Here is a 14,843-nt window from a genome sequence, read left to right on the forward strand (position 1 = left end):
CGGGTCCGTCCGAGTACGTTCGTGGTGCGCCGGGCGCGCGCCGTCGCGGTCCCGGCGCTGCGCGCTGGTAGCGGTTGCTCCATGTCCCTCACATCGCGTGCACCCCGCACAGCCCGCACCGCGCGACGCCTCCGCGTGGCCCTGGTCGCGGCGGCCTCGGCCGGCCTCCTCGGCGCGGCGCTGCCCTCGCCCCAGCCCCTCGGCATCGGCGACCCGCTCTTCCCGCAGCTCGGCAACCCCGGGTACGACGTCCTCGCGTACGACATCGCCTTCACCTACCGGGGCGACAACGGCAAGCCGCTGGACGCGGTCACCAAGATCGACGCGCGGGCCACCGACCGGCTCGACCGCATCAACCTGGACTTCACGCACGGCACCGTGCGCACGGTCGAGGTCGACGGCCGGCCCGCCGAGTTCGCGATCAGCGGCGAAGACCTGGTCATCGAGCCGTCACAGGCGGTCGGGGCCGGCGAGCGGGTACACATCGCCGTCGCCCACACCAGCGACCCGGCCGGCCCCAGGAACGCGGGCGGCTGGGTCCGTACCGCCGACGGCCTGGCGATGGCCAACCAGGCCGACGCCGCCCACCGCGTCTTCCCCGGCAACGACCACCCCGCCGACAAGGCGTACTTCACCTTCCGCGTCACCGCTCCGAAGGGCCTGACGGTGGTGGCCAATGGCCGCAGGGTCGCCCGGGCGCTCGCCGGTGACACCCAGACCTGGCTGTACCGGGGGGACCGGCCCATGGCCACCGAGCTGGCCCAGGTGTCCATCGGCCGCTCCACCGTGCTCCACCGCACCGGCCCGAACGGCCTGCCCGTACGCGACGTCGTACCGGCCGCCGACGTCGAGCGGATGGAACCCTGGCTGAAGAAGACCCCCGCCCACCTGGAGTGGATGGAGCGCAAGGTCGGCCGCTACCCCTTCGAGACGTACGGCGTGCTCGTCGCCGACGCCGACACGGGCTTCGAGCTGGAGACCCAGACGCTCTCCCTCTTCGAGCGCTCGCTGTTCACCCGGAGCACCCTCCCGAAGTGGTTCGTCGAATCGATCATGGTGCACGAACTGGCCCACCACTGGTTCGGCAACAGCGTCTCGCCGCGCCGGTGGGCGGACCTGTGGCTCAACGAAGGACACGCCACCTGGTACGAGGCGCTGTACGCGGAGGAGACCGCCAAGCAGCCCCTGGAGCGGCGCATGCGCCAGGCGTACCTCGACTCCGACCGCTGGCGCGCCGCGGGCGGCCCGCCGGCCGCGCCCAGGCCGCCCGCTGCGGGCCAGAAGATCAGCCTGTTCCGGCCGGTCGTCTACGACGGCAGCGCCCTGGTCCTGTACGCGCTGCGGCAGGAGATCGGCGAGGACGCCTTCGAGCGGCTGGAGCGGCGCTGGGTGACGGAGTACGCGCACGGGACGGCGAGCACCGCCGACTTCGTACGCCTCGCCTCGGCGGAGGCGGGGCGGGACCTGACCGAGTTCATGCGGGGCTGGCTGTACGGCGAGCGCACCCCGAAGATGCCGGGCCACCCGGACTGGCGCAGCAAGGCACCGGCCAAGGGCGCCACCAAGGCACCGGCGGCCCCCGCCGCCAAGCGCTGACCGGGGCGCCCAGGGCCCGGAAAACCGGGGTGACGGGCCCGGCCGTACCATGCGACCATCAACGGGTCGGCGGCGCTGCCGGGCCCCTGGAATGCCGACGCCCCGCCCCGGGAATGATCCGGGGGAGTCACGCGTTGTGACTGATGAGCCGCTCGACCGGCGTGAGCCGGCCGGGCAATCCCACTACGTAAGGATCAAATGACCTCCTCTTCTTCCCCTTCCCAGGACGCGCAGAGCTTCGCGGACACGAACCGCACCGAGAGCCTTCGGGCCGATGCCCTGATGGAAGAGGACGTCGCCTGGAGCTACGAGATCGACGGAGAGCGGGACGGCGACCAGTTCGACCGCTCCGAGCGCGCGGCGCTGCGCCGCGTGGCGGGCCTCTCCACCGAGCTCGAGGACGTCACCGAGGTCGAGTACCGGCAGTTGCGCCTGGAGCGTGTGGTGCTGGTCGGCGTGTGGACCTCGGGGACCGTCGAGGACGCGGAGAACTCCCTCGCGGAGCTGGCGGCGCTCGCCGAGACGGCGGGTGCGCTGGTACTCGACGGAGTGATCCAGCGCCGCGACAAGCCGGACCCGGCCACCTACATCGGCTCGGGCAAGGCGTTCGAACTGCGCGACATCGTGCTCGAGACCGGGGCCGACACCGTCGTCTGCGACGGTGAGCTCAGCCCCGGCCAGTTGATCCACCTGGAGGACGTCGTCAAGGTCAAGGTGGTCGACCGGACCGCCCTGATCCTCGACATCTTCGCCCAGCACGCCAAGTCCCGAGAGGGCAAGGCGCAGGTCTCGCTGGCCCAGATGCAGTACATGCTGCCGAGGCTGCGAGGCTGGGGTCAGTCCCTGTCCCGTCAGATGGGTGGCGGTGGCTCCGGTTCCTCGGGCGGCGGTATGGCCACCCGTGGTCCCGGTGAGACCAAGATCGAGACGGACCGTCGGCGGATCCGCGAGAAGATGGCGAAGATGCGCCGGGAGATCGCGGAGATGAAGACCGGCCGCGAGATCAAGCGGCAGGAGCGGCGGCGCAACAAGGTGCCGTCGGTCGCGATCGCCGGTTACACCAACGCCGGCAAGTCGTCCCTGCTGAACCGGCTGACGGGCGCGGGCGTCCTCGTGGAGAACGCCCTGTTCGCCACCCTCGACCCGACCGTGCGCCGGGCCGAGACGCCGAGCGGCCGGCTGTACACGCTGGCGGACACCGTCGGCTTCGTACGGCACCTGCCGCACCACCTCGTCGAGGCGTTCCGCTCCACCATGGAGGAGGTCGGCGACTCCGACCTCATCCTGCACGTGGTGGACGGCGCGCACCCGGCGCCGGAGGAGCAGCTCGCCGCCGTGCGCGAGGTGATCCGCGACGTCGGCGCGGTGGACGTGCCCGAGATCGTGGTGATCAACAAGGCGGACGCCGCCGACCCGCTCGTCCTCCAGCGGCTGCTGCGCATCGAGCGGCACTCGATCGCGGTGTCGGCCCGTACCGGCGAGGGCATCGACGAGCTGCTCGCGCTCATCGACGCCGAGCTGCCGCGGCCGCGGGTCGAGGTCGAGGTGCTCCTGCCGTACACGCAGGGCGCGCTGGTGTCGCGTGCGCACGCCGAGGGCGAGGTGCTCTCCGAGGAGCACACGCCGGAGGGCACGCACCTCAAGGCGCGGGTGCACGAGGAGCTGGCCGCCGCGCTGGCGCCGTACGTGCCCGCGGCGCACTGACGGCCGTGCCGGCCAAAACGGCCTGAACGACCGAAGGCCCGCCCCCTCCTGGTGAGGGGGCGGGCCTTCGGCTTGTCCGGCCGCCTACTGGCCGGCGAACTTGTCACTCATCATCGTGTAGATCTGCTCCGCGCCCCGGTCGAGGCGCGGGCCGGCCAGCCAGCCGGCCGTGACCGGGCCGATGGAGGTGTTGGACACCAGGGCCAGCTTCTCGCCCGGCTTCTCGATGAACCAGCCGCCACCGGAGGAACCGCCGGTCATGGTGCAGCCGATGCGCCACATGGTCGGCGTCCCGGGCGTCAGGGTGAGGCGGCCGGGCCGGTCGACGCACTTGTGCATCAGCGCACCGTCGTACGGCGCGGCGGCCGGGTAGCCCCAGGCGCCCATCGCGGGGATGCCCGCGGCCTCGGGGGCGTTGAAGTCGATGTCGAGCGCGACGCCGACTGTTTCCTCCAGCGACTTGGTGCCGTTCTCGGGCTTCACGTGCATCACGGCGTAGTCGTACGGGGCGCCCTCACCGCCGGTGGGACCGCCCTGCGAGATCCACTCGCCGGAGGTCGCCACCCAGTCCGCCCAGTAGACGCCGTAGGGGGCCACCTCCTGCGGCGGGGCCTTCTCCAGCGCGGCCGGGGACTTGCCGAGGTCGTTGTACGCCGGGACGAAGGCGATGTTGCGGAACCAGCCGCCCGCCTTGCCGGCGTGCACGCAGTGGCCCGCGGTCCAGACGAGGTTGGACTTGCCCGGGTTCTTCGGGTCCTTGACGACGGTCGCTGAGCAGACCATCGAGCCCTCGGGGGCGTCGAAGAACACCTTGCCGACCGGGGCGGCGTTCTTGTGGTACGGCTTCTCCTCCGCCACGGCCTGGACCGGCCGCGGCTCGGGGTCGGTGGCGCCCTGGTCACCCGTGGCGGCACCGGCGGCCATCGTCTTCTGCGGGGACTTGGCGGACTGCATCCGCTCGGGCTTCCACAGCCCCTCGATCACCGGGTTGACGAAGTCCTTGGCCTCACGCAGCCACTTGTCCTTGTCCCAGTTCTTCCACTCGCCGTTCTTCCACTTCTCCGGGTCGACGCCGTGCTCCTTGAGCTTGTCGGCGAGATCGGCGGGAAGCTCGGCGCCGCCCTGGCCGCCGCCCTGCCCGTCGGCGGGCGTCGCCGCGGCGGGCTTGTCGGCCGCCTTGTCCTCCGTGGGGCCACAGGCGGTGGCCGTCAGCGTGAGCGCCGCGGCCAGGCCGGTGACGGCCAGGAGCGGACGTATGGATCGCATGAGAACGATTCCCCCTGTTAGTGCATGTGCCGTGCGAAATGCCATGAACCTGTCATGAACGTTGCATGCAAGCGGGCGGTCCTCCGGGACCGCCCGCGTGAGAATGCGCCACTACTTTATGCCGGTCGCGGCAGGGGCAGTTGCCGGCCACGGTGACCTGCACGGAGTCTCCACCGTACGAGGTCACCGTCCACCGGCGAGCGGGCCCGTCTCACCGGACTTGCCGGCCCTACCGGCCCTACCGGCCCTACCGGCCCGCGAACTTCTTGCTGACCGCTTCGTAGATGCCCTTCGCCCCGTCATCCAGGCGCGGGCCGGCGAGCCAGCCGGCCGTGACCGGGCCGATGGAGGTGTTGGACACCAGCGCCGGCTTGCCGTCCCGGCCCTGCGCGACCCAGCCGCCGCCGGAGGAACCGCCCGTCATCGTGCAGCCGATGCGGTACATCGTCGGCTGGGCCGCGTCGAGGGACAGCCGGCCCGGCTTGTCCGCGCACTGGAACATCTGCTGGCCGTCGAACGGCGGCGCCGCCGGGTAACCGGTCGCCTCCATCTTCGCGATCTCCGGCGCGGCCGGGGCGCCGAACTCGACCGGAAGCGCCGAACCGACCGTCTCCTCCAGCGACTTGCCGTTACCGCCCTTCTCCGGCGTCACGTGGATGACCGCGTAGTCGTACGGAGCGCCCTGGCCGCCCGTGGCGGCACCCTGGGAGATCCACTGCTCGGAGGTCTGCGCCCAGTCGGCCCACCACACGCCGTAGGGCGCCATGTCCTCGCGGGTGGCGTTCTCCAGCGCGGCCCCCGTCCTGCCGCTGTCGTTGTACGAGGGGACGAAGGCGATGTTGCGGTACCAGCCGCCCTCCTTGCCCGCGTGCACGCAGTGGCCCGCGGTCCACACGAGGTTGGACTTGCCGGGGTTCGCGGGGTCCTTCACCACGGTCGCCGAGCAGACCATCGAGCCCTCGGGCCCGTCGAAGAGGACCTTCCCGGCCTCCGGGACGCTGGAGTGGTACGGCGCCTTCACGGCCTGCGCCTCGACCGGCTCGGGCGTCGGGTCCGTCACGCCCTCGTCACCGCCGATGTCCCCGTCCTCGACCGGCCGTTCGGGCTCCTCCGCGTCCCGCATGCGGTCCGGGTCCCACAGGTCCTCGATGATCGGGTTGACGTAGTCCTTGGCCTCACGCAGCCACTTGTCCTTGTCCCAGTTCTTCCACTCGCCGTTCCGCCACTTGTCCAGGTCGATCCCGTGCTCCTTGAGCCGGTCCTTCAGGTCGTCCGGAATCGTGATCTTGCCGTCGGCCGTCTGGCTCGCGGAGGCGGTCGGCGCACCGCCCGCGTTGTCCTCCGTCGGGCCACAGGCGGTGGCCGTCAGCGCCAGCGCCGCGGCGACGGAGGCTGCGGCGAGCAGCGGACGAATGGGTCGCATGTCGTGATCCCCCTGGGACTACGTGTCAGAGCACATCTGCATGGCACATGTGAATGGCTGAACTTCAAGGCACCGGAGTGCGGCCCCCACTATGCCGGTGCCGATGGGGACGGCGTGCGGCAGGGCCACGGTTCCCCCGCCACAAGGATCTTCGCGGTGACCGTGATCCGGAACACATGTCGTCGTTGGTACGTACGGGGGACACAAGGTCGGCGCTCGACGCCGCCTCGCGGCGGACGAGTTACATACCGATGAGCGACACAACCGTTACCGGGAGGACCCGAAACCGTGGCCGTGACCCAATCAGCCCCGGTGGCACCGACGTCCGCGCACGAGGGAATCCTCCGGCGCCAGTCGCTGCGCGAATCGGCCGCCCGCACCTATGCGCGTTCCCTGCCCATCGTCCCCGTGCGGGCACGCGGGCTGACGATCGAAGGCGCCGACGGGCGACGCTACCTCGACTGCCTCTCCGGCGCCGGGACACTGGCCCTGGGACACAATCACCCGGTCGTCCTGGAGGCCATCAAGAAGGTCATCGACTCCGGCGCCCCGCTGCACGTCCTCGATCTGGCCACACCGGTCAAGGACGCTTTCACCACAGAGCTGTTCGCCACCCTGCCCCGCCAATTCGCCGACGACGCACGGATCCAGTTCTGCGGCCCGGCAGGAACGGACGCGGTCGAGGCGGCGCTCAAACTCGTGCGGAACGCGACCGGCCGCCGCGGCCTGCTCGCCTTCACCGGCGCGTACCACGGCATGACGGCCGGCGCCCTGGCCGCCTCCGGCGGCGCCACCGACGTACGGGTCACCCGCCTGCCCTTCCCGCAGGACTACCGCTGCCCCTTCGGCGTCGGAGGGGAACGCGGCGCCGACATCGCCGCCCGCTGGACCGAGAGCCTGCTCGACGACCCCAAGTCCGGCGTGCCCACCCCGGCCGGGATGATCCTCGAACCCGTCCAGGGCGAAGGCGGTGTGATCCCCGCACCCGACACCTGGCTGCGCCGGATGCGCCGGATCACCGCCGACCGCTCCATCCCGCTCATCGCCGACGAGGTGCAGACCGGCGTCGGCCGCACCGGAGCGTTCTGGGCGGTTGAGCACAGCGGCGTCGTCCCCGACGTGATGGTCATGTCCAAGGCCATCGGCGGCTCCCTCCCGCTGGCCGTCATCGTCTACCGGTCGGGGCTCGACGTCTGGCAGCCCGGCGCCCACGCGGGCACCTTCCGGGGCAACCAGCTCGCCATGGCGGCCGGCGCGGCCACCCTCGCCTTCGTACGCGAGAACCGCCTCGCCGAGCGGGCGGCGACCCTCGGCGGGCGCATGCTGGGACAGCTCCAGGGCCTGGCCGCCGCCGACCCCCGCATCGGCGACGTACGGGGCCGGGGCCTCATGATCGGCGTCGAACTCGTCGACCCCGACACCACCGCCGACGTCCCGCCCCCGGACCCCGGCCTCGCGGCGGCCGTCCAGCGCGCCTGCCTCCGGCGCGGCCTCATCGTCGAACTCGGCGGCCGGCACAACTCCGTCGTGCGCCTCCTGCCCCCGCTGACGCTCACCGACGAACAGGCGGTGGCCGTCCTCGACCGCTTCGCCGACGCCCTGGCCGCCGCCGAGCGCACGTCCTCCCATCCGAACGACCCAGGACCGTCCTGCTGAACCCGAACCTCCTCACCAGAAAGACCCCTCCGTGAACCCCACTCCCGTACCCCAAGCGCCCGGCGCCGACGGCCCTCCCCCCGCCCCCGGCGGCCCCCGCCCGGGCGAGTCGACGACAGTGCCGCGACAGCACTCGGGAGGGTACGAAGACCTGCCCGGCCGCCCCACAGCGGCCGGCACCCGCGATCACCCCGACCGGGCCGATCACCTCGACGACCCGGACCCGCACCACGCCGCCGACGCCGCGACCATCGAGAACCTCCTCCGCTGCTGGGTACGGGAGAAGAACCTCGCCCAGCCGGCCGGGCACACCCTGCGGATCCCCCTCGACGCCAGCGGAACCGCCCTCCTCGTCCCCGTCCACTACTGGTCGCCCACCGGCTGGCACCGCTTCGGCCCGCCCACCCTCGAAGGCGCCCCGCACACCGCCCCGCCCGCCGACGCGGTGACCGTCGCCGCCCTCATCGGCCGCGAATCCGGCCCCGCCGGTGACGCCCGAGGGCACCGGGGGCAGGGGGGCCACCGGGACCAGCAGGGCCACCACCGGGACGGCGCCGATCAGGGACACCGGGACGGCGCCGACCTGGTCGGCCGCGTCGCCGACTCCGTACGCCGCACCGCCGACTTCATCGCCCACCGGCGCAGGCACCCCGGCCCCACCGCCGACGCGGACCTCTTCCTCACCGCCGAGCAGTCCCTGCTGCTGGGCCACCCCCTCCACCCCACGGCCAAGAGCCGCGAAGGACTCTCCGACTCCGAAGCCAGGCTCTACTCACCCGAGTTGCACGGCTCCTTCCCGCTCCACTGGATGGCCGTCGACCGGTCCGTACTCGCCACCGACTCGGCCTGGACCGAACAGGGCCGCCCACGCACCGCCGAGTACCTGACCTCCCGCCTCGCCGGCGGCCTCACCCTCCCCGACAACACCGCGGCCCTGCCCCTGCACCCCTGGCAGGCCCGCGACCTGCTCCACCGCCCCGCCGTCACCGAACTCCTCTCCGCCGGCCTGCTCCACGACCTGGGCCCGCACGGCGACCCCTGGCACCCCACCTCCTCCGTCCGCACCGTCCACCGGCCCGGCGCCCCGGCCATGCTCAAGCTGTCCCTCGGCGTACGGATCACCAACTCCCGCCGCGAGAACCTCCGCAAGGAACTCCACCGGGGCGTCGAGGTGCACCGGCTGCTGCGCACCGGCCTCGCCAAGGAGTGGCAGGCCGTCCACCCCGGCTTCGACATCGTGCGCGACCCGGCGTGGCTGGCCGTCGACACCACGTCCGGCGAACCCGTCCCCGGGCTCGACGTCATGCTCCGCCACAACCCCTTCGGCCTCGGCGACGACGCCGTCTGCATCGCGAGCCTCACCGCGCCACGGCCATGGCCCGGCAGCGCCCGGATGCGGTCGCGCCTCGCCGTCACCGTCTCCGGGCTCGCCGCCCGCACCGGCCGGCCCACCGGAGCCGTCGCCGCCGAGTGGTTCCTGCGCTACCTCGACCAGGTCGTGCGCCCCGTGCTCTGGCTGGACGGCACGGCCGGCGTCGCCCTGGAGGCCCACCAGCAGAACACCCTGGTGATCCTCGACCCGGACGGCTGGCCGCGCGGCGGCCGCTACCGCGACAACCAGGGCTACTACTTCCGTGAGTCCCACCGCGCCGCGCTGGAAGGCCGGCTCCCCGGCATCGGCACCCACAGCGACACCTTCGTCTCCGACGACGTCACCGACGAACGCTTCGCCTACTACCTCGGCATCAACAACGTCCTCGGCCTGATCGGCGCCTTCGGCGCGCAGCGCCTCGCCGACGAACGGCTCCTCCTGGCCGCCTTCCGCCAGTTCCTCACCACCGCCGCCGGGCTCGGCTCACCCCTGCCGGCCCGCCTCCTGGAGAGCCCGACCCTGCGCTGCAAGGCCAACCTCCTGACCCGGCTCCACGGCCTGGACGAGCTCGTCGGCCCCGTCGACACCCAGTCCGTCTACGTCACCATCGCCAACCCCCTTCGTCGCTGACGGAACACCCCCACCCGAACCGCCGAGAGGACAGCGCCCCGTGCCTCCCACCGATGCGAGCTCCGACACCGGTCCCCGTTCCCACGCGCCGGCCGGCGTGGGCACGGAGGACACCCTGGAGCTACGGCTGCCGGACGAGCTGATCACGCTGTTCGGCACGGACGACCCGGCCACCGGCCCCCAGGCGCCGGCCGACGGCGCCGACGACCCGGCGGACCTGGCCGGCCTGGCCGACGACCTGCTCGACACCGTCGCCGGCTGGGGCCCCGCCGTCACCGCCCTCGGCCGGTTCCGGCTCGTCCCCGTACGCGTCGAACGGGACCTCACGCTGATCAGCCGGTGGATGAACGACCCCGCGGTCGCCGCGTTCTGGGAACTGGCCGGACCCGAATCCGTCACGGAGGCCCACCTGCGCGCGCAGCTCGACGGCGACGGGCGCAGCGTGCCGTGCCTGGGCGTGCTCGATGGCACGCCCATGAGCTATTTCGAGATCTACCGCGCCGACCTCGACCCGCTGGCCCGCCACTACCCGGCCCGCCCCCACGACACCGGAGTCCACCTGCTGATCGGGGGCGTCGCCCACCGCGGCCGGGGCGTCGGCACCACCCTGCTCAGAGCCGTCTCCGACCTCGTCCTCGACAACCGCCCCCACTGCGCCCGCGTCATCGCCGAGCCGGACATCCGCAACACCCCTTCCGTCTCGGCCTTCCTGAGCGCCGGTTTCCGCTTCTCCGCCGAACTCGACCTTCCGGACAAGCGAGCCGCCCTCATGGTCCGCGACCGCACCCTGCGACACCTGCTGTGAGCCCCCCACTGTGACCAGCCCGCTGCCGCGCATACACCGCTCGACCCGCATCGGTTCCACCCGGAGGAGGCCCTGTGCCGAAATCCCCTGCCACCCATGACTCCGCGGAGCCGCCCGCCCCGCCGAAAGCCGCCACCGCACAACCGGCTCCGGCCACTACGGCCACTCACGCCACTCCGGCCACCACGGCCGCACCGCCCGAACTGAACCCGCGGGCGTGGGCCCGGGCCTCCAGGCACCTGCTCGCGAAGATGCTGGGCGAATTCGCCTACGAAGCACTCATCGAGCCGGCCTCGCTGCCCACCGCGCCGGACGACACCTCCACCGCCCCCCGGCCCGGCCACGCCGCCGACCCGGCCGGGTCCCCGCACACACCGGCCGGCCGCCCGCACACACCGGCCGACCCCCAGGGCGCCCCGACCGGCCGGCCACCGGCCGACCCGTACGACCGGCCACCGGCCGACCCGTACAGACTGACGCTCGACGACGGCTCCGTACTCACCTTCGCAGCGCGCCGGACCGCCTACGGCAGTTGGCGGGTCGACCCGGACTCGATCACCCGCGACGGCCGCCCCTTCACCGACCCGCTGGACTTCCTGGTCCAGGCCCGCCACCTGCTCCGCCTGGACGGCGCCACGCTCGGCCACCTCCTCCGCGAGCTGACGATCACGCTCGCGGCCGACGCCCGGCTGGACCACACCGCCCTCCCGGCCGGCCGCCTCGCCGACCTGGGCTACGCCGAACTCGAAGGGCACCAGACCGGCCACCCGTGGATCGTCTTCAACAAGGGGCGCATCGGCTTCTCCGCCACCGACGCCGCGCGCTGGGCGCCCGAAGTACGCCGGGCCGCCCCGCTGCCCTGGATCGCGGTCAGCACCGCCCTCGCCGCCTACCGGGGCGTGCCCACGCTCGACACCGCCGCACACCTCTACGACCGTGAGCTGACCCCGGCCGTACGCAACACCTTCGCCGCCGCGCTCCGGACCCGGGGCCTCGACCCCGCGACGTACCTCTACCTCCCGGTGCACCCCTGGCAGTGGGACGAGGTGCTGCTGCCGCTCTACGCGCCCGCCATCGCCGAGGGAGCCATCGTGCCGCTCCCCACCGACGGCGACCTACGGCTGCCGCAGCAGTCCATCCGTACGTTCCTCAACGTCAGCCGGCCCGACCGGTTCAGCGTCAAGCTCCCGCTGTCCGTCCTCAACACCCTCGTCTGGCGCGGACTGCCCACCGAACGCACCCTCGCCGCCCCCGCCGTCACCTCGTGGGTCCACGCACTGCGTGACGGCGATCCGTTTCTGCGCGACGAATGCGGGGTGATCCTGCTCGGCGAGGTCGCCTCCGTCACCGTCGAGCACCCCCTGTACGACCACCTCCCCGAGGCCCCGTACCAGTACAAGGAGCTGCTGGGCGCGATCTGGCGCGAACCGCTGCGCCTCCCGCCCGGCGAACGCGGCCGCACCCTCGCCTCCCTCCTCCACACCGACCCGCACGGCCGCGCCTTCACCGCCGAACTGGTGACAAGATCGGGGCTCCGCCCCGAGATCTGGCTCCGCCACCTCTTCGCCGCACTGCTGCCGCCCCTGCTGCACTTCCTGTACCGCTACGGCACCGTCTTCTCCCCGCACGGCGAGAACGCCATCGTCGTCTTCAACGACCAGGACGTCCCCGTACGGCTGGCGATCAAGGACTTCGTCGACGACATCAACGTCAGCGCCCGTCCGCTGCCCGAGCACGACACGATGCCCGCGGAGGTGCGGGCCGTGCTCCTGACCGAGGAGCCCGGATTCCTGACCCAGTTCATCCACTCCGGGCTCTTCGTCGGAGTCTTCCGCTACCTGGCACCGCTGTGCGAGGAGCAACTGGGCGTACCGGAGGGGGAGTTCTGGTCACTCGTACGGGCAGAGATCCTGCGGCACCAGGCGCGCTTCCCGGACCTCAAGGAGCGTTACGAACTGTTCGACCTGCTCACGCCGCGTATCGAGCGGCTGTGTCTGAACCGCAACCGGCTGCACCTGGACGGCTACCGCGACCGTTCCGAACGGCCGCACGCCGCCATTCACGGCACCGTCCCCAATCCGCTCGCGTGACTCGTGTGATCCGATTGTCAGTGGCGCGCCATAGGGTGGACTGGCTATGACGAAGCCATCCCTCCCCGAGCTCCTCCACGCCGCCGTCGCCGCCGTCGGAGGCGTGGAACGGCCAGGCCAGGTCACCATGGCCGAGGCCGTCGCGCAGGCCATCGACGACGGCTCCCACCTCCTGGTCCAGGCCGGCACGGGCACCGGAAAGTCCCTGGGCTACCTGGTGCCCGCGCTGGCGCACGGGGACCGGGTCGTGGTCGCGACCGCGACGCTGGCCCTCCAGCGGCAGCTCGTCGAGCGCGACCTGCCCCGCACGGTGGACGCGCTCCACCCGCAGCTCCGGCGCCGCCCGGAGTTCGCGATGCTCAAGGGACGTTCCAACTACCTCTGCCTGCACCGCCTCCACGAGGGCGTCCCGCAGGACGAGGAGGAGGGGCTCTTCGACCCCTTCGAGGCGGCCGCGCCCACCAGCAAGCTCGGCCAGGACCTGCTGCGCCTGCGTGACTGGTCGGACGAGACCGAGACCGGCGACCGGGACGACCTGACACCCGGCGTGTCGGACCGCGCCTGGTCGCAGGTCTCCGTCACCTCCCGCGAGTGCCTGGGCGCCTCGAAGTGCGCGTACGGGGCGGAGTGCTTCGCCGAGGCCGCCCGGGAGCGCGCCAAGCTCGCCGACGTCGTGGTCACCAACCACGCCCTGCTCGCGATCGACGCGATCGAGGGCGCCCCGGTGCTCCCGCAGCACGAGGTCCTGATCGTCGACGAGGCCCATGAGCTGGTCTCCCGCGTCACCGGCGTCGCCACCGGCGAGCTCACGCCCGGGCAGGTCAACCGCGCGGTCCGCCGTGCGGCCAAGCTGGTCGACGAGAAGGTCGCCGACCAGCTCCAGACGGCGGCCGAGGGCTTCGAGCGGCTGATGGAGCTGGCGCTGCCCGGCCGCCTGGAGGAGATCCCCGAGGATCTGGCGTACGCGCTGATGGCGCTGCGTGACGCGGCGCGGGCGGTCATCTCGTCCCTCGGCTCGACGCGGGACAAGTCCGTCCAGGACGAGGACGCGGTCCGCAAGCAGGCCATGGCGTCCGTGGAGACCGTCCACGATGTCGCCGAGCGCATCACCCAGGGCTCCGAGTACGACGTCGTCTGGTACGAGCGGCACGACCGTTTCGGGGCGTCCCTGAGGGTGGCGCCGCTGTCCGTCTCCGGGCTGCTGCGCGAGAAGCTCTTCGCCGAGCGGTCGGTCGTCCTCACCTCCGCGACGCTCAAGCTCGGCGGCGACTTCAACGGGGTCGGCGCCTCGCTCGGCCTTCCCCCGGAGGGCACCGTCGGCACGGAGGACGAGGACGTGCCGGTGTGGAAGGGCATCGACGTCGGCTCGCCCTTCGACTACCCCAAGCAGGGAATCCTGTACGTCGCCAGGCACCTGGCCACCCCCGGCAGGGAGGGCAGCCGCGGCGACATGATGGACGAGCTCGCCGAGCTGGTCGAAGCCGCCGGCGGCCGCACGCTCGGCCTCTTCTCCTCCATGCGGGCCGCCCAGGCCGCGGCCGAGGAGCTCCGCGGCCGGCTCGACAAGCCGATCCTGCTCCAGGGCGAGGACACCCTGGGCGAGCTGATCAAGAACTTCGCGAACGACGCCGAGACCTGCCTGTTCGGCACGCTCTCGCTGTGGCAGGGCGTGGACGTCCCGGGGCCGAACTGCCAGCTCGTCGTCATGGACCGCATCCCGTTCCCCCGCCCCGACGATCCTCTGATGAGCGCCCGTCAGAAGGCCGTGGAGGAATCGGGCGGAAACGGCTTCATGGCGGTCGCGGCGACGCACGCCGCGCTGCTCATGGCCCAGGGCGCCGGCCGGCTGGTCCGCGCCACGGGCGACCGTGGGGTCGTGGCCGTCCTGGACCCCCGCCTGGCCAATGCCCGGTACGGTAGCTATCTCCGCGCCTCGCTGCCGGACTTCTGGTACACCACGGACCGCAACCAGGTGCGCCGCTCACTCGCCGCCATCGACGCCGCCGCCAAGGCCGCCACCGCCTAGGCCGCGCCCCGCGCCGGCGCCGCGCACGATGACCTGGGCGCGGGTCCGCGCGGTGGCCCTGTCGGCCCGCAGACCCGGGGCGCGGCCCTCGGCGTGCCCCGGCGCGGTCCCGAACCGCCGCACACCGCGCCCCCCACCGCGCACCCGGCGCCTGGTGGGCGAGGCACACACCCTGGCACCGGACCGGGGTGACCGGCACAGGCATGCCCCACAGCGGCGCGCACCCAGCGCCCCCGCACCGCCGCTCCCGCGCGCCCCCGCACCGCCGCCCCCGC

Annotated in this window: 9 protein-coding genes; 7 read left to right on the top strand and 2 right to left on the bottom strand. The window is 72.6% G+C overall.

Annotation, left to right across the window (positions count from 1 at the left end; genetic code table 11):
* The first annotated feature begins 81 nt into the window (after positions 1-81).
* Positions 82-1,596, top strand: coding sequence for a M1 family metallopeptidase (locus AB0J57_RS20630; RefSeq protein ID WP_366129682.1), 1,515 nt, complete (start codon positions 82-84; stop codon positions 1,594-1,596).
* 198 nt (positions 1,597-1,794) lie between these two features.
* Positions 1,795-3,300: a GTPase HflX gene (hflX, locus tag AB0J57_RS20635; protein ID WP_366129683.1), complete on the top strand. Its 1,506-nt coding sequence runs from the start codon at positions 1,795-1,797 to the stop codon at positions 3,298-3,300.
* A gap of 84 nt (positions 3,301-3,384) precedes the next feature.
* Here hflX and AB0J57_RS20640 read toward each other — a convergent pair whose 3' ends face one another.
* On the bottom strand, positions 3,385-4,566 hold the full coding sequence (locus tag AB0J57_RS20640; RefSeq protein WP_366129685.1) for a hypothetical protein: 1,182 nt from the start codon (positions 4,564-4,566) through the stop codon (positions 3,385-3,387).
* Positions 4,567-4,813: 247 nt separating this feature from the next.
* The gene (locus AB0J57_RS20645; protein WP_366129686.1) at positions 4,814-5,989 is read right to left on the bottom strand and encodes a hypothetical protein; all 1,176 of its coding nucleotides are present in this window, start codon (positions 5,987-5,989) and stop codon (positions 4,814-4,816) included.
* A gap of 288 nt (positions 5,990-6,277) precedes the next feature.
* Here AB0J57_RS20645 and AB0J57_RS20650 point away from each other — a divergent pair, with 288 nt between their 5' ends.
* The 5 genes from AB0J57_RS20650 (at position 6,278) to AB0J57_RS20670 (ending at position 14,568) form a co-directional block, all read left to right on the top strand.
* Positions 6,278-7,645 (top strand): diaminobutyrate--2-oxoglutarate transaminase family protein, encoded by a 1,368-nt coding sequence (locus tag AB0J57_RS20650; RefSeq protein ID WP_366129687.1) that lies wholly within the window; start codon positions 6,278-6,280, stop codon positions 7,643-7,645.
* A 31-nt stretch (positions 7,646-7,676) separates the two neighbouring features.
* The gene (locus AB0J57_RS20655) at positions 7,677-9,647 is read left to right on the top strand and encodes an IucA/IucC family protein (protein ID WP_366129688.1); all 1,971 of its coding nucleotides are present in this window, start codon (positions 7,677-7,679) and stop codon (positions 9,645-9,647) included.
* Positions 9,648-9,687: 40 nt separating this feature from the next.
* On the top strand, positions 9,688-10,452 hold the full coding sequence (locus tag AB0J57_RS20660) for a GNAT family N-acetyltransferase (RefSeq protein ID WP_366129690.1): 765 nt from the start codon (positions 9,688-9,690) through the stop codon (positions 10,450-10,452).
* Between the two features lie 251 nt (positions 10,453-10,703).
* Positions 10,704-12,542, top strand: a complete 1,839-nt coding sequence (locus tag AB0J57_RS20665; RefSeq protein ID WP_366129691.1) for an IucA/IucC family protein — start codon at positions 10,704-10,706, stop codon at positions 12,540-12,542.
* A gap of 46 nt (positions 12,543-12,588) precedes the next feature.
* On the top strand, positions 12,589-14,568 hold the full coding sequence (locus AB0J57_RS20670) for an ATP-dependent DNA helicase (RefSeq protein WP_366129692.1): 1,980 nt from the start codon (positions 12,589-12,591) through the stop codon (positions 14,566-14,568).
* Positions 14,569-14,843 lie beyond the last annotated feature (275 nt).

The sequence above is a fragment of the Streptomyces sp. NPDC049837 genome (genome assembly GCF_040674455.1).
GTDB lineage: Bacteria > Actinomycetota > Actinomycetes > Streptomycetales > Streptomycetaceae > Streptomyces.